At 72.2% G+C, this 23,636-nt stretch carries 23 protein-coding genes; 14 read left to right on the top strand and 9 right to left on the bottom strand.

All coding sequences use genetic code 11. The features are described 5' to 3' along the window. Positions 1–99: 99 nt before the first annotated feature. Positions 100–1,218 (bottom strand): NADH:flavin oxidoreductase, encoded by a 1,119-nt coding sequence (locus PS467_RS35280; protein ID WP_311038614.1) that lies wholly within the window; start codon positions 1,216–1,218, stop codon positions 100–102. 181 nt (positions 1,219–1,399) lie between these two features. Here PS467_RS35280 and PS467_RS35285 point away from each other — a divergent pair, with 181 nt between their 5' ends. Together PS467_RS35285 and PS467_RS35290 are read left to right on the top strand one after the other, a co-directional pair. Further along, positions 1,400–1,861 (top strand): RrF2 family transcriptional regulator, encoded by a 462-nt coding sequence (locus PS467_RS35285; protein WP_311038615.1) that lies wholly within the window; start codon positions 1,400–1,402, stop codon positions 1,859–1,861. 110 nt (positions 1,862–1,971) lie between these two features. Next, a complete protein-coding gene (locus PS467_RS35290) occupies positions 1,972–2,265 on the top strand; it encodes a hypothetical protein (protein WP_311038616.1) in 294 nt (97 codons plus the stop codon). A 72-nt stretch (positions 2,266–2,337) separates the two neighbouring features. Here the strand turns inward: PS467_RS35290 and bla are convergent, their stop codons facing one another. Further along, positions 2,338–3,258, bottom strand: a complete 921-nt coding sequence (gene bla, locus PS467_RS35295; RefSeq protein ID WP_311038617.1) for a class A beta-lactamase — start codon at positions 3,256–3,258, stop codon at positions 2,338–2,340. A gap of 141 nt (positions 3,259–3,399) precedes the next feature. Between bla and PS467_RS35300 the strand changes: the two genes are divergently transcribed. Further along, positions 3,400–4,329, top strand: coding sequence for a LysR family transcriptional regulator (locus PS467_RS35300; protein ID WP_311038618.1), 930 nt, complete (start codon positions 3,400–3,402; stop codon positions 4,327–4,329). Then, entirely contained in the window at positions 4,326–5,228 is a 903-nt protein-coding gene (locus PS467_RS35305; protein WP_311038619.1) for a serine hydrolase, read from the top strand. Before PS467_RS35300 ends, PS467_RS35305 begins: the two co-directional genes overlap by 4 nt. Positions 5,229–5,285: 57 nt before the next feature. On the opposite strand, the gene PS467_RS35310 is transcribed toward PS467_RS35305, so the two are convergent. From PS467_RS35310 to PS467_RS35325, 4 genes are all read right to left on the bottom strand, one after another. Then, on the bottom strand, positions 5,286–6,041 hold the full coding sequence (locus tag PS467_RS35310; RefSeq protein WP_311038620.1) for a dienelactone hydrolase family protein: 756 nt from the start codon (positions 6,039–6,041) through the stop codon (positions 5,286–5,288). 74 nt (positions 6,042–6,115) lie between these two features. Further along, positions 6,116–6,724: a 3'-5' exonuclease gene (locus PS467_RS35315; protein ID WP_311038621.1), complete on the bottom strand. Its 609-nt coding sequence runs from the start codon at positions 6,722–6,724 to the stop codon at positions 6,116–6,118. A gap of 152 nt (positions 6,725–6,876) precedes the next feature. Continuing rightward, positions 6,877–7,767, bottom strand: a complete 891-nt coding sequence (locus PS467_RS35320) for an aldo/keto reductase (protein WP_311038622.1) — start codon at positions 7,765–7,767, stop codon at positions 6,877–6,879. 197 nt (positions 7,768–7,964) lie between these two features. Then, entirely contained in the window at positions 7,965–8,837 is an 873-nt protein-coding gene (locus PS467_RS35325; RefSeq protein WP_311038623.1) for a helix-turn-helix transcriptional regulator, read from the bottom strand. A gap of 221 nt (positions 8,838–9,058) precedes the next feature. Between PS467_RS35325 and PS467_RS35330 the strand changes: the two genes are divergently transcribed. The 5 genes from PS467_RS35330 (at position 9,059) to PS467_RS35350 (ending at position 15,125) form a co-directional block, all read left to right on the top strand. Further along, positions 9,059–9,274 carry a tautomerase family protein gene (locus tag PS467_RS35330; protein WP_268975763.1) on the top strand — a complete coding sequence of 72 codons (216 nt, stop codon included), beginning with the start codon at positions 9,059–9,061 and terminating at the stop codon, positions 9,272–9,274. Positions 9,275–9,337: 63 nt separating this feature from the next. After that, positions 9,338–10,633, top strand: coding sequence for a sensor histidine kinase (locus tag PS467_RS35335; RefSeq protein ID WP_311038624.1), 1,296 nt, complete (start codon positions 9,338–9,340; stop codon positions 10,631–10,633). Next, positions 10,630–11,280: a response regulator gene (locus PS467_RS35340; RefSeq protein ID WP_268975765.1), complete on the top strand. Its 651-nt coding sequence runs from the start codon at positions 10,630–10,632 to the stop codon at positions 11,278–11,280. Before PS467_RS35335 ends, PS467_RS35340 begins: the two co-directional genes overlap by 4 nt. Before the next feature lie 163 nt (positions 11,281–11,443). Further along, positions 11,444–12,208, top strand: coding sequence for an ABC transporter ATP-binding protein (locus PS467_RS35345; protein WP_311038625.1), 765 nt, complete (start codon positions 11,444–11,446; stop codon positions 12,206–12,208). Between the two features lie 385 nt (positions 12,209–12,593). Further along, a complete protein-coding gene (locus PS467_RS35350) occupies positions 12,594–15,125 on the top strand; it encodes an ABC transporter permease (protein WP_311038626.1) in 2,532 nt (843 codons plus the stop codon). 107 nt (positions 15,126–15,232) lie between these two features. Here PS467_RS35350 and PS467_RS35355 read toward each other — a convergent pair whose 3' ends face one another. Then, positions 15,233–15,787 carry a TetR/AcrR family transcriptional regulator gene (locus tag PS467_RS35355; protein ID WP_311038627.1) on the bottom strand — a complete coding sequence of 185 codons (555 nt, stop codon included), beginning with the start codon at positions 15,785–15,787 and terminating at the stop codon, positions 15,233–15,235. A 26-nt stretch (positions 15,788–15,813) separates the two neighbouring features. Next, positions 15,814–16,287, bottom strand: a complete 474-nt coding sequence (locus PS467_RS35360) for a nuclear transport factor 2 family protein (RefSeq protein WP_311038628.1) — start codon at positions 16,285–16,287, stop codon at positions 15,814–15,816. 214 nt (positions 16,288–16,501) lie between these two features. Between PS467_RS35360 and PS467_RS35365 the strand changes: the two genes are divergently transcribed. Then, on the top strand, positions 16,502–17,833 hold the full coding sequence (locus PS467_RS35365; protein ID WP_311040058.1) for an FAD-binding oxidoreductase: 1,332 nt from the start codon (positions 16,502–16,504) through the stop codon (positions 17,831–17,833). Positions 17,834–17,898: 65 nt separating this feature from the next. Beyond that, positions 17,899–18,714: an alpha/beta fold hydrolase gene (locus PS467_RS35370; protein WP_311038629.1), complete on the top strand. Its 816-nt coding sequence runs from the start codon at positions 17,899–17,901 to the stop codon at positions 18,712–18,714. A gap of 54 nt (positions 18,715–18,768) precedes the next feature. Here PS467_RS35370 and PS467_RS35375 read toward each other — a convergent pair whose 3' ends face one another. After that, positions 18,769–20,109: an MFS transporter gene (locus tag PS467_RS35375; RefSeq protein ID WP_311038630.1), complete on the bottom strand. Its 1,341-nt coding sequence runs from the start codon at positions 20,107–20,109 to the stop codon at positions 18,769–18,771. Positions 20,110–20,443: 334 nt separating this feature from the next. On the opposite strand from PS467_RS35375, the gene PS467_RS35380 reads away from it, so the two are divergent. From PS467_RS35380 to PS467_RS35390, 3 genes are all read left to right on the top strand, one after another. Further along, positions 20,444–21,139 (top strand): GntR family transcriptional regulator, encoded by a 696-nt coding sequence (locus PS467_RS35380; RefSeq protein WP_311038631.1) that lies wholly within the window; start codon positions 20,444–20,446, stop codon positions 21,137–21,139. A gap of 439 nt (positions 21,140–21,578) precedes the next feature. After that, the gene (locus PS467_RS35385; RefSeq protein WP_311038632.1) at positions 21,579–22,529 is read left to right on the top strand and encodes a transketolase; all 951 of its coding nucleotides are present in this window, start codon (positions 21,579–21,581) and stop codon (positions 22,527–22,529) included. Then, positions 22,526–23,530 (top strand): transketolase family protein, encoded by a 1,005-nt coding sequence (locus PS467_RS35390; RefSeq protein ID WP_311038633.1) that lies wholly within the window; start codon positions 22,526–22,528, stop codon positions 23,528–23,530. The genes PS467_RS35385 and PS467_RS35390 overlap by 4 nt, the downstream gene beginning before the upstream one ends. Positions 23,531–23,636: the final 106 nt, after the last annotated feature.

Below are 23,636 nucleotides of genomic sequence, written 5' to 3' on the forward strand. Positions count from 1 at the left end.
GGTCGCCCGGCGCCCGGTTCCCCTTCACCGGGCAGGAACAGCCGCCACCGCCACGGGACGGTGACGGTGGCGCCGACCGCGTGCGCGCTCACCGCGCGGTCAGTACAGGGACTGCACCGCGTCCCGGTTGAAGGGGACGAGTTCACTCAGCCGGCCGGTGAGGACCTTGTCGGCCCACTGCGGGTCGGCGAGCAGTGCGCGGCCGACCGCGACGAGGTCGAACTCGTCCCGCTCCAGGCGGTCGAGGAGCCGGTCGATGCTCTCCACGGCCGCCTCCGCACCGTTGATGGAGGCCTTCTGGAAGGCGTCGTCCAGGCCGACCGAGCCGACGGTGATGACCGGCTTGCCGGTGAGCTTCTTCGTCCACCCGGCGATGTTCAGGTCCGAGCCCGTGTCGGGGAACTCCGGCTGCCAGTAGCGGCGTCCGGAGGCGTGGAACGCGTCGACCCCCGCCTCGGCCAGCGGGGTGAGCACGGCTTCCAGTTCCTTGGGGTTCTCGGCGAGCCGGACCTCGTAGTGCTCGCCCTTCCACTGGGAGAACCGGAGGACGACGGGGAAGTCGGGCGCGACCTTCTCGCGGATGGCGGCCACCAGGTCGGCGGCGAAGGTGGTCCGCGAGGCCAGGTCGCCCCCGTAGGCGTCGGTGCGCCGGTTGGTGCGTTCCCAGAGGAACTGGTCGATGAGGTAGCCGTGTGCGCCGTGCAGTTCCACGCCGTCGAAACCGATCCGCTCGGCCTCCCGCGCGGCCTCGGCGAAGGCGCCGATGACGTCGTCGATGTCGGCGCTGGTCATCGTCCCGCCCGCGCCGGGCGTGCCGTCCAGCGCGATCCCGGACGGCCCCAGGGACGGGGCGTCGGGGAACGGCGGCGCTCCGGCGGGCCGCTGTATGCCCACATGCCACAGCTGGGGCATGATCGCGCCGCCCTGCGCGTGCACGGCGTCGACGACCCGTCCCCAGCCGGCGAGTGGCGCCTCGCCGTGGAACCGGGGGATGGCGTCGTGGAAACCGGCGGACTTGTGGTCGACGGTGGTGCCCTCGGTGATGATCAGACCGGTCCCGGCCGCCGCCCGGCGCGCGTAGTAGGCGGCGACGTCCTCACCGGGGATGCCGTCGGGGGAGTGCTGGCGGGTCATGGGCGCCATGACGATGCGGTTCGGCAGCTTGGCCGAACCCAGTGTGAACGGACGGGACAGTGCCGTGGCCGCGCGAGTGCTCACTGTTGTTCTCCTGCCGTGACGTATCCGGGGGTGGCCGCTTCCGGTGTTTCCCGGACTCCTAAAATGTGCATCTGAAAGATACGCTTTTACCGGCGTAAACTGCAACTGTATCGATTGCATATGCGGCAGGGGTGGCACGGACCGTCGAGTAAGCTGTGCCGATCTGCGGGCGGAGGCGGAGGTGGAGACCGTGCTGGACATCCGGTTCTCGCGTGCGCTGCGGCTGATGATGTTCCTCGCGGTGGCCGGCGACAGGGAGGGATCCCCGCCGCTGAGTTCGGCCCAGTTGGCTCACAAGCTGAACACCAACCCGAGTCTGATCCGCAAACTCCTCGTACCGCTGACCGACGAAGGGCTCGTCGTCTGCGTCAAGGGCCGTACCGGCGGGGCCAGGCTGGGCCGGCCGGCCGACCGGATCACCCTGGCGGAGATCTATCGCTGTGCCGTCGGCGACAAGCCGCTGTGGGCCCCCTCGCCGGAAGCGGAGCCCGTGTGCGAGGTGACCACACACGCCGGTGAGTACTTCGCCGCGCTCACCGCCGAGGCAGAGCAGGCGGTGCTCGCGTCGCTGGGTGACCGTACGCTCGCGGACAGTGTGCGGGAACTGCGCCGTCTCGACGCGGACCGCGCGCAGCGGGCCTGAACCGGCGCGGTTCGCCCTCGGCAGTGAACCAGTGGGCCCCGGCCGACGTCTTTCCTGTCCCGGGCCGTTTCCCGGGCCTTTCTCGCCCCTGCCCTCAGAGAGAGTTCACTGTGACTGCCGACGAACGCCACCGGACAGACGACCAGCACGACGGCTCGAGCCCGTGGTGGTGGGGGATCGGGCCGATGGGGGCGGTCGGCCTCATCGTGTTCGGCATCGCCGCGGCCGGGTGGTCCGCCCTCGGGATGCCGGGCAGCGCGTCGGACGACGACCGGACGGTCGACTACTACCAGGCGGCGAGGGTCATCGCCATCGGGATGGTCGTCGGAGGCACCGCCCTGCTGGGGCGCCTGCGCCACCGCGCCACGCGCACCGATCAGGCGGAGGAGCGGGACGGCCACTGATGGCCGGACGTATCCGTCGCCCCTGCTCTCCGGGCCGGACGGCCGGCCCGGAGACCGCTGTGGGCAGACGCGCTACGGCAGCGTGTCGGCCACGACGGAGGCGGCGTCCGCGATCAGCTTGTCGTCGTATTCGGCGTCCTTGTCGCCGCGGTTCGACATGATCGCCACGACGATGGGAGCGCTGTCGGGAGGCCACACCACGGCGATGTCGTTGCGGGCGGCGTAGGTGCGGCCGGCTCCGGTCTTGTCGCCGACCACCCAGCCCTTGGGCACCCCGGCCCGGATCAGCTTGTCGCCGGTGGTATTGGTCCGCAGCCACTTCGTGAGCCGGGCGCGTTCGCCCTTGCCGAGGACATCGCCGAGGACGAACGCGCGCAGATCCTCGGCCATCGCCCGCGGTGTGCTCGTATCGCGTGTGGAGTCCGGGGCCCATACGTTCAACTCCGGCTCACGGCGCTCCATGTGGATGACGTCGTCGCCCAACTTCTCGAGCGTGGCGTCCAGCGCCTTGGGGCCGCCGAGCGCGTCGAGGAGCAGGTTGGCCGCGGTGTTGTCGCTGTAGCGCACGGCGGCGTCACACAGTGCGCCCAGGGTCATCCCGGTCTTGACGTGTTTCTCGGTCACGGGGGCGTAGTCGAGCAGATCGTCCTGGGAATACCTGATCACTCGGTCCAGTCCGCTCAGCGAGTACTTCCGCAGGACGGCGCCGGCGGCCAGCGCCTTGAACGTGGAGGCGTAGGCGAACCGTTCGCCATCGCGATAGGCCACCTCCCGTCCGGTGCCGGTGTCGATGGCGTAGACCCCCAGCCGCGCGTCGTAGGCGCGCTCCAGCTTCTTGAACTCGCCGGTGAACGATGTCGCGCCGGCGGATGAGGAACTCGACGCTTTCGGCTTGTCCGGGGACCCGTCCTGGCCACAGGCCGTCAGTGGGACGAGGAGCGCGAGCGCGGCGAGCGCGCCCAGGGCGGTGTGGCGGGCACGGGTGAATCGCATGGTCGAAACCTCCGGATGGGTCCCCGCAACGCGGGGGCGCGCGGGGACGAGAAGACCAGGCCCCTCGCCGGGGCGTGGTGTCGGGTGTCGTCACTCTCGCCGTCGGGTGCTATGCGGTCCAATACGCTCGTGCGCCTCTTCATGCGGATCTGGCATAGGGTGCCGGGTGTGGATCTGGTGGGAGTGTGCCGGGCGTTCGTCAGCGTGAGCGAGCGCGGAAGTTTCACCGTGGGAGCGGCCGCTGCCCGGATGTCCCAGTCGGTGGCCAGCCGCCGGGTGGCCGCCCTGGAGGAACGCTTCGGTGAGCAGCTCTTCGAGCGCACCTCGCGACGCGCCGTTCTCACCCCCTTCGGGCGGGACATGCTGCCGGTGGCCAGGCAACTCGTGCAGGCGGCCGATGTGCTGCTGCACGAGGCGGAAGCCGCCAAGCGCAAGCCGTGGCGGCTCGCCGTGCCCGGCATCTGCTCCACGGCCGGTCTCGCCCGCCTGGTCGCCGAGGCACGGGGGCACGGTGTCACGCTCGACCTCCGTGTCGCGGCGCCGGCGCAGCGCCTGGAGCTCATCCACGCCCAGCAGGTGCGGGCCGCCCTGCTCGCGGTGCCCGCGGACGAGGCCACCTGGTCCGTGCCGCTCGGACTGGCCGGTGTCCAGGAGCCCGGTGTGCGGCGGGTCTACCTCGAGACGCTGCGGGTCGGACGGGCTTGCCCGGGGCCGGCCCGCCGGGTCTGGATCCAGCCCGAGGACGACGTTCCGCACATCCGCGACCCGCTGACCCTGCTGCGCGACGCGGTCGGTCTGCGGCCCGCGCAGCTCGTGGCCGCGACCGACCTGACGACCGCCGCCGCCGAAGTCCTCTGCTCCCGCGACCTGTTGCTGTGCTCTCCCGCGCAGGCCGCGGAACTCGCCCTGAAGTGGCGGCCCATCGGTGAGCTCACGCTCAGCCGGGGGTTCGCCCTCGCCGCCGCCGCGGGCGGCAACCCACAGCACCTCGAAGGACGTCTGGGCGGCGCCATCGCCCACTGCCTGGGCGCGGGCACCCAGCCGGACACCACGGAAGGGGCGGAGGCGTGAACACCGAGGCACTGCTGCGCGATCTGCGCGGGCAGTTGCGCGACGGCGGCTTGCACGGCTGTCTGCTCGTGCGGGACCTCCACACGGGGGACGAGCTGGGCATCGACCCGGACACCCCGCTGCCCTCCGCCTCCCTGGTCAAGATCCCGCTCGCGCTGGCGACGCTGGAGCGCATCCGGCGCGGCGAACTGGACGGGGCGACGATGCTCGAGGTGTCCCCCGGGCGGATCACCGCACCCGGTCCCACCGGACTCAGCCGGTTCCGCCACCCCGCCCGGGTCGCCGTCGACGACCTGCTCTACCTGAGCACCTGTCTGAGCGACGGAACGGCGGCCGAGGCGCTGTTCGGCCTCACCCCGCCCGCCCAGGTCGCCGACATGCTCCACGAGTTCGGGCTGCGTGGCATCATCGTCCGGCATGGCATCCGCGAAGTGGCCGAAACCCCCGGGCTGCGCTTCGACGCCGCGCAGCGGCATCTCGCCCACGCCCTCGCCATCGACGCGGGCACCAGCGGCCGCGGCCACCGGGTGCCGCAACTCGACACCACCCGCACCAACATCGGCAGCGCGCGCGCCCATGTGGATCTGCTCCAAGCCCTGTGGACCCCCTCGGCGATCCACCCCGAAGTGGCGCGGCGGGTACGCGACCTCATGGCCCACAACGTGCTGCGGCACCGGCTCGCCCCCGACTTCAGCTCCGACGCCACCACCTGGTCCTCCAAGACCGGCACCCTGCTCAACCTGCGCCATGAGATCGGCGTCGTCGAGCACTCCGACGGTCAGGCGTTCGCCATCGCGGTGCTCACCGAGTCACTCGTGCCCGCCGGAACCCAGCCCGGCGCCGAAGCCCTCATGGCGCAGATCGCCCGCACACTGCGCGACCACCTCCGGCAGTTGTAGGGCCACGTCGGGGCGGGAGCGGGTGACCAGCCCGGTCCGGCTGGTCACCGGCCGTGCTCAGAGGGTGCGGCCGAACAGGTCCAACAGGGCCTGCCAGTGGCGCTCGGTGGCCTCGGCGTCGTACGCGGAGGTGTCGGCCTGGGTGTAGCCGTGCCGGGCCCCCGCGTAGACCTCGGTGCGGTGGCGGACACCGGCCTCGTCGAGGGCCTTCTCCAGACGCTCGATCTGCTCGGGAGGAAGGGCGTGGTCCTGGTCCGCGTGTCCGAAGTACACCTCGGCGGTGATCCGTCCGACCACCGTGTGCGGGCTGTTTGGTGCCTCGGTGGCCAAGCTGCCACCGTGGAAACCGGCCATCGCGGCGACGCGGTCGGGGTAGGCGCCGGCGGCGCGCAAGGCCAGTCCGGCACCCAGGCAGTAGCCGGTGAGGCCCACGGGCCCGTCGGTGGCCTGAGGGCAGGAGGCCAGCCAGTCGAGATAGGCGCCGGCGTCGCGCACCGTGAGATCGGGAGTCAGCTCCGCCGCGATCGGGAGGAGCTTTTCGAGGATCTCCGGACGCGTCGCGACGTCGAGGAAGTCGGGCAGCTCCGTCAGGGGAGCCCGCCCGTGCCGGTAGAAGACGTTGGGCACCAGCACGGTGTAACCGGCCCCGGCCAGCCGGTCGGCCATCGTCCGCAGGTGGGGCCGGAGCCCGAAGGCGTCCATGTACAGCACGACGGCCGGGTGGCGGCCGGAGTCGTCGGGATGGGCCAGGTAGGCATCGGCGACGCCGTCCTGGGTGGGGATGTCCACGTCTGTTCCGCGCACTGCGGTCATGGGGGGTCCTTCCTTCGTTCGTACCGGATCGCGGGCGAGTACCGGATCGCGGGCGACCCGGCGGGCCCGTGCCCTCAGAGGCATCCCTCGGGCAGCCGAGCCCCGCCGGCACATACGTGTCTGATCGCCGCGGCGATCGAATAGCAGTCGAAGAGCGCCGAATGCTCCCGGCCGGCCACGGGTCTGGGCAGGCCCAGCGCCTCCCACAGGCGACCGGAACTGGCCGATGCGGTGGTCGGTGCGACGGCGTTCAGCCAGGGGCGGATGTTCAGGAAGCCGGCGGTGAGGAAGCCGTTCTTGACCTCTTCGCCACGAGCCCGCGCCCACCCCGTGTTCTCCCCGAGGACGATCATGTCGTTGCCGTAGGAGAGCACGGACTGCCCCTGGCAGAAGCCCAGGAAATCACTGAGCGCTTCGGCCGGCGCGACTCCCTCCCGGTCCACGGTTTCCTGGTCGATGCCCGTGAGACCGGTGAAGTACGGGGACAGCCGCGGATTGACCACCGGCCGCACCAGCGCCTCGTACTCCTCGACCACACAGTGGTCTTCGGCGGAATCGCCGGCACTGATGCGCAAGGCGCCGATCTGGACTATCTCGCGAAGCTGCCCCGGCCCCGTCCAATCCCGTTCGAGCGCTCCCGACCATGAGGTGAATTCAAGGTCGAACACGACAAAGGTCGACAAACGGTCTCTCCTCGTGTCGGGGTGGGGGCCGAACGAACCCGGACGAGCTGCTGCCCAGGAGACTACTCCTCGGCTGGTGGTGGCGCGGGACGGCCCGGTGTCCGCCCCGCGCGGTGCCTCAGGAGAACCTGTGCCCCAGGAGAGCCGGTGTCTCAGGAGAAGGTGTCGGGCCCCACGTCGCCGGGGTCGGGACCGCCGCGTACCCCGGTGTCGAGCGCGTCGATGGCGGACACCTCGTGCGGGGTCAGCGAGAAGTCGAAGACGCCGATGTTCTCCGCGATGCGGTGGGGTGTGACGGACTTCGGGATCGCGCACAGGCCGTGCTCGATGTGCCAGCGGAGGATGATCTGGGCCGGGGTCTTGCCGTACTTGTCGGCGAGGCCGGTGAGGGCCGGGTTCCGGAGCGGGTCCTCGGCCTCGCTCGGCCGGTCGCCCCAGTAGCGCGTCACTCCGCCGATGGGCGACCAGGACTGGGTGACGATGTCGTGGCGGACGTCGAACGCGCGCAGCTCCGGCTGGTTGAAGTGCGGGTGCAGTTCGACCTGGTTCACCGCGGGCACCACATCGGTGCGCGCCATGAGATGGGACAGGTGTTCGGGGGTGTGGTTGCACACCCCGATGGCCCGTACCCGGCCGTCGGCCAGCAGCTTCTCGGCGGCCCGGTACGAGGCCACCGTGGTGTCGAAGGCGGACGGGACGGGCCAGTGCAGCAGATACAGGTCCAGGTGGTCGAGGCCGAGTTTGGTGAGACTGGTGTCGAAGGCGCGGAGGGCGGCGTCGTAGCCGTAGTCCGTCAGCCACAGCTTGGTGATGACGAAGATGTCCTGGCGGCCGATGCCCGAGCGGGCGATGCCCTCGCCGACCTCCTTCTCGTTGCCGTAGGCGGCCGCGGTGTCGATCAGCCGGTAGCCGTTCTCGATCGCGGTCGTCACCGCGGCGACGGTCTCGTCGGGCGGACTCTGGTAGACGCCGAGGCCCAGAGCGGGCATCCGCACGCCGTTGTTCAGGGTCAGCAGAGGGGCTGGGCCATTCGGTCCATTCATACGGGTTCCTTGGGTGCGTCGGAGACCGGCGGACCGCTACCGGTGCCGTCTTCCCGCACCGGAGCGCGTCCGCTTGTACTGCGACAGGGGTTCCCGGTGACGGGCCGTGCGCTCGCCCCGTACGCCGAACGTCACCACGTTGGCGCGATCGGCGTGCCGTGCCCGGCCTCGTACGGCGGCCGATGTACATCGGCCGATCACGGCGATGTGCGGTTCTCGTCGGCCGTCATGTCCTGTGTGCCGATGACCGAGAGGAGCTCCAGCTGGGCGGCGCCTTCGGTGCCGGGCGGGGCGCTGAACCACAGCAGGCGCTGGCGGCCGTCCTCGCTGAACAGGGAGTGGCAGTCCAGTTCGATGATGCCCAGCGCGGGGTGGACGATGCGCTTGTGGTCGGTCCGCCGGAGGGCGACGTCGTGGGTGTCCCAGAGGGCGGCGAACTCCTCGCTGCGGCGGCGGAGCGAGGCCACCATCCGCTGCACTTCACTGTCGCGGCCGCGCCGGGCGGCCACGGCCTGGAGGTCGGCGACGAAGACCCGGGAGTGGTGGGGGTGGTCCTCGGGCGGGTAGAGCGCACGGGCGTCCGGGTCGGTGAACCACCGGTGGACGAAGCTCGCCTCGGGGCCGCGCACCGCCACCGGCCGGCCGATCAGGGCGACGGCCAGCTCGTTCTGCGCGAGGATCTGGTGCAGGTCGGTGATGATCTGCGCGGGCGTGGTGGTCAGCCGGTCCAGCAGGCCGAGCAGGGCCGGCTGGACCTGCGCGGCCGGGCCGTGCGTCGCCGGGGGAACGGGGCGGTCGGCGAGGTGGAACAGATGGTCGCGTTCGTCGCCGTTCAGCCGCAGCGCACGGGCCAGGGAGGTCAGCACCTGGGCCGAGGGCTGAGCGCCGCGTCCGCGCTCCAGCTCGGTGTAGTAGTCCGCGGACAGCCCGGCCAGCTGGGAGACCTCCTCGCGCCGCAGTCCGGGCACCCGGCGCCGTGGACCGGTGGGCAGGCCGACGTCGGCCGGGCGGATCCGGTCGCGCCGGGACTTCAGGAACGCGGCGAATGCGGAGTGATTCACGCCCCCCATGGTCCCTCGTACCGGTGAGCCGAGCCAGGGGCTGACAACCCCTGGGTGGGGACAGCCCTGGCTGGCCCGGAAACCCCGGTCCAGCCTGGAGACACCGACGGGGTCGTCCGCGCCGACGGCGGCATCGTCCGACCGCCACGCGATCACCCCTGCGACACGAAGTACGACACGAAGTACGACACGAACGACGACACGAACGACGACAGGAAAGAAGAACGACCATGCCCTTCGCGAACTTCAAGGTTCCCGCCGGATCCCTCGACGAGAAGCAGAAGGAGGAGATCGTCACCCGTGCCACCGAGCTGTACGTCGACATCTACGGTGAGCGCGCCCGCGCCAACACCATGGTCCTGGTCGAGGAGGTCACCGACGGCGGCTGGGGCATCGGCGGCAACGTCCTGACCCTCGCCATGCTCCAGCAGCCGCCCGGCGAGTGACCCCTGGCCGGCGCCGGGCCGGGCGTGCGCCGGTCGTCGCCGTGGGTGCGTAGGGTGGCGCGGGTGCGAATAGCTGTGGCTTCCGGCAGGCGCGCCGGTTATCGACGTTGGCCGGGGCGGGCGGCGATATCCGCGCTCGCGCTGTGGTTCCTCTTCTCCGTCTACGACGACGTGCGGCAACGGCTGGTCTTCGACCCGGCCCGGGACACCGAGGCGTTCGCCGGGGACTGGGCGCCGGTCTGCGCCGGGGCCCTGGCCGCGGCGATGGCCGTGCTGGCCGTCGTGCGCGGTCCCCGGTGGGTACCGCGGGCCGTGCTGGTGGCCTGTGCCGGCACCTTCGCGGCCACGGCCGCCTACCACCTGCTGCCGGTGAACATGGTGACCAGCGAGACCAGCGGCACCGAACTCATGGGACAGCTGATCCTCCTCGCGGTGGCGGTGCGCCGCTGCACCCCTGGGCCGGCCCTGGCGGCCGTGGCGGCGGTCGGCGTCAGCGTGTTCTCCGTCCCGGTCCTGCGGGACTTTGACCCCGGCGACTTCTCCGACAGCACCGTGCTCATCCTGGCGCTGGCCTTCGTCTGCGGCCTGGTGCTGCGGCTCTACGACGCCCAGCAGGAACGCACCGGACAGCTCGTGCGGCAGGAGGAACGGCTCGCGCTGGCCCGGGACCTGCACGACACCGTGGCCCACCAGGTGACCGCGATCGTGGTGCAGTTGCAGGCCGTGCGCCATGTCACCGGACGTGGCACCCCCGACCCGCAGGCGCTGAACGAGATGCTCCAGGCCGTCGAGCACGCGGGCGGCGAGGCGCTGACGTCGATGCGGCGGCTGGTGGGCTCGATGCGCGGGGACGAGACCCCGCGCCATCCGGAGAACCTCGGCGAGGTCCTGTCCCGCATCGCCGAGGAGTCCCGGGCGGCCGGACTGCCGGTCCGCCTCGACCTCGGGCGGGACCTGCCCGAGGACGTACCGGCCGAGGTCACCGGCGGGCTGAGCCGGGTCCTCCAGGAAGCCCTGACCAACGCGCAGCGCTATGCGCGCGGAGCGCGGTCGGTGGACGTGTCCGCCCGGGTCGCGGCAGACCGCGCCGAACTGGTCGTCGAGGACGACGGACACGGGTCCGCGTCCGGACACCGCGGCAGCCTCGGCCGGCTCGGCGGCGGCTTCGGCATCATCGGCATGCGGGAGCGGATCGAACTGCTCGGCGGCAGCTTCGAGGCGGGGCACCGCCCCGAAGGCGGGTGGCGGGTCCGCGCCTCCGTACCCTTGCGTCCCGACGAGGCGTCGCGGAACCCGCGCGCATGGGCTCGGCACGCCGTACGGAGCGGGTTGCGGCTACGGGAGGGCAGGACGGCATGACCATACGCATCCTGGTCGCGGACGATCAGCATCTGGTGCGGGCCGGGTTCCGCATGGTGCTGTCGGCCGAGCCCGACATGGAAGTGGTGGCCGAGGCCGCCGACGGCGCGGCGGCCCTGTCGCTCGCCCGGGAGACCCGGCCGGACGTGTGCCTCGTGGACATCCGGATGCCCCCGCCCGACGGTCTGGAGGTCACCCGCCGACTGGCCGGCGGTGGCCGGCCCGGAGCCCCGAAAGTGGTCGTGGTCACCACCTTCGACCTCGACGAATACGTGTACACGGCGCTGTCGAACGGCGCCTCGGGCTTCCTCCTCAAGGACGCCGGCCCGGCGCTGCTGACGGAGGCCGTCCGCGCGGCGGTCCGCGGGGACGCCATGGTCGCCCCGCAGATCACCCTGCGCCTGCTGGAGCACTTCACCAAGGCGCGGCGGTCCGGCGCAGCCGAGCCGGCCGATCCGCTGACCGACCGCGAGGAGGAAGTCATCCAGGGCATCGCCCGCGGACTGACCAACCCGGAGATCGCCGCCGAGCTGTACATCGCGCCCAGCACCGTCAAAACCCATCTGGGCTCGATCCAGGCGAAACTCGGCCTGCGCAACAGGGTCGAGGTCGCGGCCTGGGCCTTCCGTACCGGGCGTGCGCAATAGCGGTGGCCGTCCCGCGGCGATCTCCCCCGATCGGGGGAGACGGCTTTCGGATGAACGGGGGATCCGCCCGCGGGGGGTGCGGCGGGACGCTCGGATACGTCGCCACCAGCGGCGGCGCCCTCTGCCACGAGGGACATCCACCGAGCGTCCACCGAGGATCCGCATGCACGCCCATCAGTCCCCTTCCGCCCCTGCGGCCTTCGCGGCCCACGCCACCGACCTGACGAAGGTGTACGGCACGGGAGACACCCGTGTGGTGGCGCTCGACGCGGTCACGGTCGGCTTCGTCAGGGGGCAGTTCACCGCGATCATGGGGCCGTCCGGGTCGGGGAAGTCCACCCTCATGCACTGCATGGCCGGTCTCGACTCGCCGTCCTTCGGATCGGTCCGGGTGGGCGACACGGAGATCGGCGCCCTGAACGCCCGTCAGCTCACCCGGCTGCGCCGCGACCGCGTCGGCTTCGTGTTCCAGGCGTTCAACCTGCTGCCCACCCTGACCGCCGCGGAGAACATCACCCTTCCCCTGGACATCGCCGGCCGCAAGCCGGAGCGGGCCTGGCTGGAGAGCATCATCCGGACCGTCGGCCTGTCCGAGCGGCTCGGCCACCGGCCCGCCCAGCTCTCCGGCGGACAGCAACAGCGCGTCGCCGTCGCCCGCGCGCTGGCCGGCCGGCCCGACATCGTCTTCGCCGACGAGCCCACCGGCAACCTCGACTCCCGCAGCGGCGCCGAGATCCTCGAGTTCCTGCGGGGTTCCGCGAGCACGCTGGGCCAGACCGTCGTCATGGTCACCCACGACCCGGTCGCCGCCTCCTACGCGGACCGCGTCGTCTTCCTCGCCGACGGCCGCATCGTCGACGAACTCCACGCCCCCACCGCCGAGGCCGTCCTGGAACGGATGGGACGCCTGACACCGGCACACGTCTGACGCCGCGCATGTCTGACGCCGCGTATGTCTGACGCTGCGCGCATGTCTGACGCTGCGTCAAGCGATACAGCGCACGCCTGACGCTGCGCACGTCTGACGCCCGCTCGTCTGACGCCGCGCAGTCTGACGCCCGCACGTCTGACGCGCGCAAGTCTGGCCCCACACGTGACGCCGCGCATGTCTGACGCCGTGCAACGCCTGACGCCGTGCGGGCCTGATCCGCGCAAGCCTGACGCCGTGCGGGTCTGAGCGGCGCATGCCTGACGGCCGCGCACGTCTGACGGCCGCGCGCATGTCTGACGCCGCGATGTCTGACGCCGCGACGTCTCACGTCCGCCCCCTCCGCCCAAGCCCTCCCACCGGCACCCTCCCGGAAGGCCGCCCCGTGTTCCGTACCGCCGTGCGCAACGTCCTGGCGCACAAAGCCCGTCTGCTGATGACCATGCTCGCCGTTCTGCTCGGCGTGGCCTTCGTCGCGGGCACCCTCGTCTTCACCGACACCGTCGGCAACGCCTACAAGGAGCGTTTCCTCACCACCCTGCGCGATGTCTCGGTCCAGGCCACACCCCCGTTCGACGAGAAGACCGGCGAGCCCGGAACCCTGACGGAGGACACGCTGCGGCGCCTGCGACAGCTGCCCGGCGTGGCGTCCGTCACCGGCTCCGTCGACGGCTTCGCCGCCGTGGCCGCGAAGGACGGCCACCCCCTCGGCGAGGATCAGCGGACCGCCGCGGGCAACTACGTCCCCCAGGCCGACGGCAAGGACGCCCGCCACCCCCTGACCGCCGGACGGGCCCCCACTGGCCCCGGCGAGGTGCTGCTGGACGCCGACACCGCCGACCGGGGCGGCTACCAGCTCGGTGACACCGTTCGGCTGGCCGTCGACGGACCGGTGCTGCACAAGAAACTCGTCGGCATCGTCCGTACCGACGACACCCACGGCTCCGGCGGCACCCTCGCGCTCTTCGACAACGCCACGGCGCAGCGGCTGCTCCTGAAGCCCGGCCAGTACAACGGGGTCGGCCTGGAGGCCGGCCGCGGCGTATCCGAGGACCGGCTCGCGGCCGAAGTGCGCGATCTGCTGCCCGAGAACTCCGAGATCAGCACGGGAGCGCGGCTGCGCGAGCAGCAGCGCGCCCAGGCCGCCGAGGGGGCGGAGAAGCTCAACCAGGTGCTGTTCGTGTTCGCGGCCATCGCGCTGTTCGTCGGCGTGTTCGTCATCGGCAACACCTTCACCATGCTCGTCACCCAGCGTGCGCGGGAGATGGCCCTGATGCGGGCCGTCGGCGCCCACCGCCGTCAGGTGACCCGTTCCGTCCTCATCGAGGCCGCCCTGCTGGGGCTGTGCGCCGGCGCGGCCGGGTTCCTCCTCGGCATCGGCGTGGCCATGGGCATCCGGCAGCTGTTCGGGTCCACCGGGTCGGGCTTCCCCGACGGGCCGCTGATCGTCGCCCCGCGCACCGCAGTGGTCTCCTTGCTGGTGGGCGTCGTCGTCACCATGCTCGCCGCCTATCTGCCGGCCCGCCGCGCCGCCACCGTGCCGCCCGTGGCGGCCATGTCCGCGCTCCACACGCCCCCGCCGGTCCGCGGCCTGCGCAGGCGCAACATCACCGGCGCCGCCCTGATCGTGGTCGGTGTGCTCGGGGTGCTGGTCACGACGTCCAGCGGTGACGAGGGCACGACCCTCGTCCTCCTCCCGGCCGCCCTGCTGCTCCTCGGCATCATCGTGGTGACACCGGCGCTCTCCGGCCCGGCCATCGCCCTGGCCGGCCCCCTCCTGCGCCGCTTCGGCGTCCCGGGCACGCTGGCGCCGCGCAACGCCCGGCGCGATCCGCGGCGCACCGCCTCCACGGCCTCGGCCCTGATGATCGGGCTGTCCCTGGTCACCGGCCTCACGGTGGTCGCGGTGTCCGCCACCACATCGCTGCACCGAGGAGCCGAGAACACCGTCACGGCCGACTTCGAGATCTCGACGCGGAACAGCGGCCCCCTGCCCGCGTCGGTCCACGACACCCTGGCGAAGTCCGCCGAGGTGACCTCCTCCAGCCCGCGGCGCACGGGCACCGTGCGGATCGGCGGCGACGCGGTGGACCTGACCGGTGTGGACCCGCGGACCATCGGCGACCTCGTCCACCCGGACTTCGTGTCGGGGTCGCCCACCGCACTGGGCGCGGGCGGCGGCAAGAGCCTGCTCATCGACACCGCCACCGCCGACCTCCACGGATGGACCACGGGCCGGCGCGTTCCGGTGGTCTACGAGGACGGCAGCCGGGACACCCTGCGGATCGGCGGCGTCTACCGCGGCAACGACTTCCTCCCGGCCACGATGATGCCGCTGGCCACGCTCCAGCCCCATCTGACGGAAGTCCAGGACACCGCGGTCTGGGTGCGCACCAAGGACGGTGACGGCGACATCGCCCGGCGATCCCTCCAGCGCGCCCTCGACCACAACCCCCTCATCCAGGTGCGGAACACCGACGACCTGGCCGAGGAGGCCGGCGGCGAGGCCGTCACACTGCTCCTCGACGTCCTCTCCGGACTGCTGGCCATGGCCGTGGTGATCGCCGTCCTGGGAGTCGTCAACACCCTCGCGATGTCCGTGTTCGAGCGCACCCGTGAGATCGGGATGCTGCGCGCGGTGGGGCTCCAGCCCGAGCAGACGAAGCGGATGGTCCGCCTGGAGTCCGTCCTGATCTCGCTCTTCGGGGCCCTGCTGGGCATCGGCGCGGGCCTCTTCCTCGGCTGGGCCGCGGGCAGGCTCGTCTCGGACAGCATCCAGGGGTACGAGATGGTCATCCCCTGGGACCGCATCGCCGTGGCCCTGGCGGGCGCCGTACTCGTCGGGGTGATCGCCGGGCTCTGGCCCGCCCGCCGGGCGGCCCGGCTGAACATCCTCACGGCCCTCAAGGCGGACTGAGGCCCGTCACGGGCGGGCGTACGCACGGGAGGCGGTGCGGGCCGGCGGGGCGGGCCGCGCGCACGGGAGGCGGGGCGGGCGTGGCGCACGGGAGGCGGTGTGAGCCGCTACGCCGCCGCCAGCAGGAGGCGCACCGCCTCTTTCGCCCGGTGGGCGGGTTCGGCGCTGCCGGTGATCGCCGCGGTGGTGATGGCGCCTTCGGCCAGCAGCGCCACGTGGCCGGCCAGCGAGGCCGGTTTGCCCGCGGCGGCTGTCAGATCGGCGAGATACCGGAAGAACGCCTCCTTGTGCGCGCGTGCCGTCTCGGCGACGGCCGGCGAGGTGGCCCCGAGCTCTCCGAAGGAGTTGCCGAAGGCGCAGCCGCGGAAGTCCGGTTCGCCGAACCACTCGTGGAGCCAGTCGAAGACCGCCAGGACGCTCTCCTCGGGCGTGCTCCGGGTCTCGGCGTACGCGGCCAGTCTCTGCCGCCACCGGATGTCGCGCCGCCGCAGGTACGCCTGCACCAGGTCCCCCTTGGACGGGAAGAGCTGGTAGAGCCGTTTGAGGGAGACACCTGACGCGGAGCGGATCTGGTCCATGCCCACCGCCTGGATGCCCCGCCCGTAGAACAGGGCCTCGGCCGCGTCGAGTATCCGGAGTTCCGCGGTCTCGGGACTGCTCATCTCGCCGTTCTCCTGGTGCCGGTCGGTCAGAGGCCGAGGTCGCTCAGACCGGGGTGGTCGTCGGGGCGGCGCCCGAGCGGCCAGTGGTACTTGCGCTCCGACTCCGTGATGGGGAGGTCGTTGATGGAGGCGTGGCGGCGGCGCATCAGACCGTCGTCGTCGAATTCCCAGTTCTCGTTGCCGTAGGAGCGGAACCAGTTGCCGGAGTCGTCGTGGCATTCGTAGGCGAAGCGCACGGCGATGCGGTTGCCGTCGAACGCCCACAGCTCCTTGATGAGCCGGTAGTCCAGTTCCCGCGCCCATTTGCGGGTGAGGAAGGCGACGATCGCGTCGCGCCCGGTGAGGAACTCCGCGCGGTTCCGCCAGCGCGAGTCGACGGTGTAGGCCAGGGCCACCTTCTCGGGGTCACGGGAGTTCCAGCCGTCCTCCGCCAGCCGGACCTTCTCGATGGCGGTCTCCCGGGTGAACGGCGGGAGCGGGGGGCGTGGCGCGGCTGTCACATCGTCTCCTGAGGCCGGCGGGGGAGTGGAGAACGGGCGTTCTCCGCTGCGGCGGCCACCGTACGAGAACGCTGGTTCTCGCGCAAGACGGGGGCGGTGATCAGCGGTTCCGCCGCAGTGGGTACCGTGCGAGCTGGAAGAACCGTGCTCGAGGACAAGGCAGGGACCGGGCGTGTTGATCGATGATCTGCGGCAGGAGCTGCCGGACGGCCGGATGGTCGAGGACCCCGGCGTCGCCGCCGGATTCGTCCACGACGAGGCGGAGTGGGCGCCGTACGACACACCCCTCGTGGTGGTGCGGCCACGCACGGCCGAGGAAGTGCGTGCCGTGGTGCGCGCCTGTGTACGGCACGGTGTTCCGCTGGTCACCCGGGGCGCCGGCACCGGCCTCTCCGGTGGCGCCAACGCCGTCGACGGCTGTGTCGTGCTCTCCACCGAGTCCATGGACACCATCCACGAGATCGACCCCGTGGAGCGCCTCGCCGTCGTCGGACCCGGTGTGGTCAACGACGACCTGCGAGCCGCCTGCGCCGAGCACGGGCTCTGGTACCCGCCGGACCCGGCGAGCGCGCCCTGGTCCACCATCGGCGGCAATGTGGCGACCAACGCGGGCGGGCTGTGCTGTGTGAAGTACGGCGTCACCCGCGACTATGTGCTCGGCCTGCAAGTGGTCACCGGCACCGGGGAACTGGTGCGGCTCGGCCGCAGGACCGCCAAGGGCGTCGCCGGGTACGACCTGGCCGGGCTGATGGTCGGATCCGAAGGCACCCTGGGAGTGATCACCGAGGTCACGGTGCGGCTGCGGCCCCAGCGTGAGGCGGAGCGCACGGTCGCCGGATACTTCTCCTCGGTCGTGGCCGCCGGCCGCGCGGTCGCCGCCATCGGGGCCGCGGGGCTCACCCCGTCCGCGCTCGAACTGATCGACCGGCACTGTCTGGCGGCGGTCGACAAGTGGAAGAACATGGGGCTGTCCGTCGACGCGGACGTGGTGCTCCTCGGGCGTACGGACGCCCCGGGCCCGGCCGGCGCCCAGGAGGCCGAGCGCATGCTCGCCTGTTTCGAGGAGGCGGGCGCCACCTGGGCCGCGCAGTCCACGGACCAGGAGGAGGCCGACGCGCTCTTCTCGGCCAGGCGGCTCGCCTATCCGGCGCTGGAGCGGCTGGGCCCGGTGCTCACCGAGGACGTATGCGTGCCCAAGGCGGCCGTACCGGAGATGCTGGCGCGCATCGAGCGCGCCGCCGCCCGGCACGACACCCTCATCGCCAACATCGCGCACGCCGGTGACGGCAACCTCCATCCGCTGCTGATCACCCAGCCGGGCGACACGGCGGCCCGGGAGCGGGCCCAGGCGGCGTTCCACGAGATCATCGCGGACGCGATCGACCTCGGTGGCACGGTCACCGGCGAACACGGTGTGGGCCTGCTGAAGCGAGACGGTCTGGAGCGGGAGCTCGCACCGGCCGTCCTGGACATGCACCGGGCGGTCAAGACGGCCCTCGATCCGCACGGCATCCTCAACCCGGGCAAGGTCATCACCCGCGGCTGAGCGCGCGGCCGGTCCGCCGCCGCGCGCACCGAGGACACCCGACGCCCGAAAGGCGAGCGACCCCCATGGCAAGCACCGACGTCCCGCGGCAGGTCAGCGGCCACGCCCGCGCACTGGACGGCACGCTCCTGGCCTACCAGCACCACGGCACCGGACGGCCGCTGGTGCTGCTGGCCGGACAGGCCAACAACCACCACTGGTGGGACGGCATACGGGCGGACTTCCACGACACGCACAGCACCCTCACCCTGGACTGGCGCGGCACCGGGGAGAGCGGAAAACCCGATGTGCACTACTCGACGCGGGGCCTGGCCGAGGATGTGATCGCCGTCCTGGACCATCTCGGCATCGAACGCGCCGACCTGTACGGGACCTCCATGGGAGGACGGGTCGCCCAGTGGGTCGCCGCCCGCCATCCGGACCGGGTCCGGCGGCTCGTCCTCGGCTGCACCTCACCCGGCGGGCCACGGGCGACGGAGCGCGACACGGCGGTGCGGCGCTCCCTGGCCCAGGCCGACGCGCGGGCGGCGCGGGAAGCGCTGACCGACCTCATGTACACCCCGGCCTGGCGGTCCGGACACCCCGGGCCCTATACGACCCTCGGCGACCCCGGTATGCCTCCGCACGCCCGCCGGCGCCACCTGGTGGCCAGCAATGAACACGACGCCTGGGACGCGCTTCCGCTGATCGGCGCGGACACCCTGGTCCTGCACGGCGCGGAGGACCGGCTCACCCCGTCGGCCAACGCTCCGCTGCTCGCCTCCCGTATCCCCCGGGCCCGTACCCACATCTTCGAGGGCGCCCGGCACGGCTACTTCGAGGAGTGCCGCCCGCAGGCCGGGGCGATCGTGTCGGCGTTCCTGGCGGAGCCCACCATGTGATCGGGTGGCGGGCGGGCGCGCCCCGGGACGCGCCCAGCCTCCACGAGATCCCCCTCAGGAGGTGTCCGCCCACCGGGACGCCCCGGAGTGGGCGTCGGGTACGCACTGCCCCCGGCCGGTCACCGTGGTGTCCGCGCGCGGGGCGAGCCGCCCGCGCAGGGACACCACCGTCAGCAGGGCCGACGCCGTGCCGATGAGCGGCACCGTGAAGGCCGCGCTCGCGCCGAAGCCGTCCGCCAGCTGTCCGGCCGCCGTCACCGCCGCGGCCTGCCCCAGCGCGACCGAGCCGGTCAGCCAGGTGAACGCCTCCGTCCGGGACGTGGCCGGGACCAGGGTCTCCACCAGCGTGTATCCAGTGATCAGCGCAGGTGCGATACACAGCCCCGCGAGCAGCCCGAGCCCGCCCAGCGGCAGTGGCGTGGGCGCCGCCCACAGGGTCGAGCAGACCAGCGCCAGCGCGGCGTAGGAGGCCAGCAGCCGCCGCTGCGGGGAGGTGCGCCAGGTGATGGCGCCACAGGCCGCGCCCGCGAGCATGTCGCCCGCCGCGAACACGCCGTACAGCACACCGTTCAGGCCCGGCCGGCCGTGCTCCTGGCTGAAGGCGGTCAGGGCGACCTGCATACCGCCGAAGACCGAGCCGATGCCCAGGAAGACCACGGCCAGGACGCGCACACCCGGTACGGACAGGGCCGAGGCGTGCCGCTCCCTTGGGTCCGCCCGGCCCGGGGCCGGCGGCGGTGCGGTCCGCCGCTGGGCCGCGAAGAGCAGCCCGCCCACCAGCGTCAGCGCCGCCTCCGCGATCAGGCCGGACGCCGGGTGCACACCGGTGCTCAACCCGGTGGCGAGCACGGGGCCGATGACGAACGTCAACTCGTCCGTGACCGACTCGAACGCCGCCGCGGTCGCCAGCAGCGGATGGCGCCCGGGGCGCGGTCCGGACCCGTCCGGGGCGCCGCTGCCGAGGACGGCCGCCCAGCGGGCCCGCACCATGGGCCCGATCTGCGGTACGGAGGCGCCCGTCGGCACCGCGGCGGCGATCAGCGCCCACAGCGGCGCGTGTGCCAGCGCGAGCACGGTCAGCAGGGCCGCGGCCGCCGCGTGGCTCAGCACGCCCGGTACCAGGACCGCGCGCTGCCCGTAGCGGTCGGCGAGCTTGCCGCTCTGGGGCGCGAACAGCGCCATGGCGACGCCGGTGACGGCCGCGACCGCACCGGCGACGCCGTAGGACCCGGTGGTGTGGCGCAGCAGCAGCACGATGCTGAGCGTCAGCATCGCGAACGGCTGCCGGGCGGCGAAGCCGGGCAGCAGGAAGGTCCAAGCGCCCGGTGTGCGCAGCAGGTGCCGGTAGCCGGCGCGCGGGACGGGAGGGGGAGTCGGGGAGACCGCGGGTGCCACGGCCGATGCCTTTCCGCCGCCTGGTAGCGCACTCCGGCCGGCATGGCAGAATGCGCCGAGAGCTGTCCTCTCGCGCGGGACCGGGGTAGATACCGGGTCCGCGCCGACAAGGGCGGAAGGACCGCGGCCGCCGAGCGGTCGCGCCAGCTCTGCGTCAGGCAGAGTGGTTCGTTGCTTGCGGCGACATCGTACCGGGACGCCGCCACCTCGCCGGTTGCCGGTATGCCGCGCCGGACCGACGCCGCCCGCTCGGCCGCGTCACGATGCCGACTGTCAACAGGTGACACGTTTCCGACTACTATGATCGCTTGTGGAGCAGAAGGAGGCCCCGTCCGTGACCGGTCCGAGCCTGGCCAGTCTCACCCGTTCGATGACCCTGCGGGAGCGTGCGCTCGTGGCGTTGCGGACGGCCATCACCAGCGGCCAGTACCGCCCCGGTGACCACTTGGGGGAAGTGGAGATCGCCGAGCGGCTGTCGGTGAGCCGCGGGACGGTACGGGAGGCGCTGCGCCACCTCCAGCAGGAGGGACTGGTCACCCCCGGGGCGCGCGGCATGCTCCGGGTGTCCCAGCTGACCCCGACCGAGGTCCGGGAGCTGTTCCAGGTGCGCGAGGCCCTGGAGGGACTCGCGGTGACGCAGATCATCCAGTCCGCGCGCGGTCCGGAGGCGGCGCGGGCGCTCCGGGAGGCCCTGGAGCGGCTCCAGGAGACCGTCGATGCCGCTGTGGACCTGAACGCGAAGGTCGAGGCGGATCTCGCCTTCCACCTCCTGCTGTGCGAGCTCTCCCGGAACTCCGTCCTGCTGAAGACCTGGCGCCAGCTCGAGGGCCCCATCCGTGTGGTGATCATGAGCGCCGCGGGTGAACGCCGTGAAGTGGCCATGTCCGCCTCGAGCCATCTGCCGGTCGTGGAGGCGATCGAGCGTGGGGACGCCGCGGCGGCGCAGCGGGTTCTGCACGCCCATATGGCCTCGGCCGTCGACCAGTTGGGCATCGGCCGCGGCGGTGACCGCGAAACCGGGAGCGACTGACCCGCCGCCCCTCCCTCGCCCGCACAGGCCCACCGGGACATCCGGTGGGCCTTCTGGGTATGCGCTCCCGTCCTGACGAGCCGACCGGCCCGGCCGCCCGCGGCGGTCCGTACCGGCGCGGCTGACCAGGCTTTTTCCGCCGGAGGGGTTGACACCGCCGGTTTCACTCCGCAGCATCGAGGTCGACTGTTAACAGTCGGCAGCCAACAGGGAGGAGGTGGGGGATCGCCACCGCCCTCTCCTCGGCCGTCGGCCGGGTGGGGCCCGCGGCCCTCTTCAGCCGCTACGGGCTGCCGGGACTCGTGGCGGCGCTGCTGACCCGCGAGACCTGGGGCGCACAGGAGCGGCACGAGGCCGGCCTCGCGACGAGGGGGACCGCCGCCGCGGCCACGCCCGCGCCCCAGCTCCGCCGACACCCCACCGAGAGGAAGGGACCGACATGACCTCCACCCCGTCCACCGTCCTGGGAGCCGCTCCGCCGGCTCAAGAGCACACCACCCGGCAGGAACGGATCCGCGCCCTGCGGGACTCCGCCTACCGCATCCGGATGCACGCCCTGAACATGGGCGAGGTCCAGGGACAGGGCTACATCGGACAGGCGCTCGGCGTGGCCGACGTCCTCGCCGTCGTCTACAAGGACGTCCTCGACCACCGCCCCGACGAGCCCGACTGGCCCGAGCGGGACAGGCTGCTGCTGTCCATCGGCCACTACGCCATCGCCCTGTACGCGGCGCTCGCGGAGGCCGGTGTCCTCGACACCGAGGAACTCGCCACCTACGGAAGCGACGACTCCCGCCTGCCCATGTCGGGCATGGCCACCTACACCCCCGGCATGGAGATCTCCGGCGGCTCCCTCGGCCACGGACTGGGCATCGCGACCGGCATGGCGCTGGGCCTGCGCTACCGGGGCAGCGACGCCCGCGTGTACAACCTGCTCTCGGACGGTGAGCTGGACGAGGGCTCCACCTGGGAGGCCGCGCTGGCCTGCGCCCACCACCGGCTCGACAACGTGACCGCCATCGTCGACGTCAACGCCCTCCAGGCGGACGGCCCGACCGCGGGCGTACTGCGCACCGAGCCCGTCACGGCCAAGTGGGAGGCGTTCGGCTGGCATGCGATCCGGGTGGACGGCAACGACGTCGACGCGCTCGTCACCGCCTTCGACAGCCTGCGCGAGCACCGGGGATCGCCGTCGGTGCTCATCTGCGACACCAAGGTCGGCCGCGGGGTGCCGATGCTCGAAACCCGCGAGAAGGCGCACTTCATGCGGGTCGAGGAGCACGAGTGGCAGATCGCCCGCGAGCAGCTCACCCAGAACCACGAAGCCGGCCGGGCGGACGGACCCGACGGCCGGAGCGACGCCACTGAGGGAAAGGGACCCGCCGCATGAACACCCCCGCCGCCACCGTGCCCCCGGCGCGCAGACTCACCACCTCCGCGATGATCGCCTCCATCGCCGAAGAGGGACAGCGCACCACCAAGGCCCCCTTCGGACACGCGCTGAACCGGCTCGCCGAGGAACGCCCCGATGTGGTCGGCCTCTCGGCCGACCTGGCCAAGTACACCGATATGCACATCTTCCGGGACGCCCACCCCGAGCGCTTCTTCCAGATGGGCATGGCGGAACAGGCGATGCTGGGCGCGGCCGCCGGACTGGCGGAGGTGGGCCTGACGCCCTTCGCCTCCACCTACTCGGTGTTCGCCACCCGCCGTGCCTACGACTTCCTGTGCCTGGACATCGCCGAGCCCGGACTCAACGTCAACGTCGTGGGTGCCCTGCCCGGACTGACCACGGGCTACGGCCCCAGCCACCAGGCCACCGAGGACCTGGCCATCCTGCGCGGCATGCCCGGCCTGACGATCGTGGACCCGGCGGACTCGGTCGACATCGAGCAGGCCGTCCCCGCCCTGGCCGCCCACCCCGGACCCACCTACACGCGGCTGCTGCGCGGCGCCGTGCCCACGGTCCTGGACGAGTACGACTACCGGTTCCGGCTCGGCCGGGCCGCCGGACTGCGCGGCGGGCGCGATGTGCTCTTCATCTCCACCGGCCTGATGACGGTGCGCGCCCTGAGCGCGGCCAAGGAACTGGAGCGGGACCACATCGACGTCGCGGTCCTGCACGTCCCGACCATCAAGCCCTTCGACAGCGACACGGTGGTACGGGAAGCGGCCAAGGGACGGCTCGTGGTCACCCTCGAGAACCACACCCTGGTCGGCGGACTGGCCGAGTCCGTGGCCTCCAGTCTGGCGTACGCGCAGACCACGGCGCGCATCGTGCCGATCGGACTGCCGGACGCCTTCCTCGCGGCGGGTGCCCTGCCCACCCTGCACGACCGGTACGGCCTGTCGGTCGCGGCGATCAAGGAACGCGTGCGCCGGGAACTGTGACCCGGGCCCACCCCGTCATCGCCTTCCTCGCCCGGCCCGAGACCGGGTATGTGACGGGTGCCACGTATGACATCAACGGCGGCTCCCGCATACACTGACCGCCCGT

The sequence above is a fragment of the Streptomyces luomodiensis genome, from assembly GCF_031679605.1.
In the GTDB taxonomy this organism is placed as follows: domain Bacteria; phylum Actinomycetota; class Actinomycetes; order Streptomycetales; family Streptomycetaceae; genus Streptomyces; species Streptomyces luomodiensis.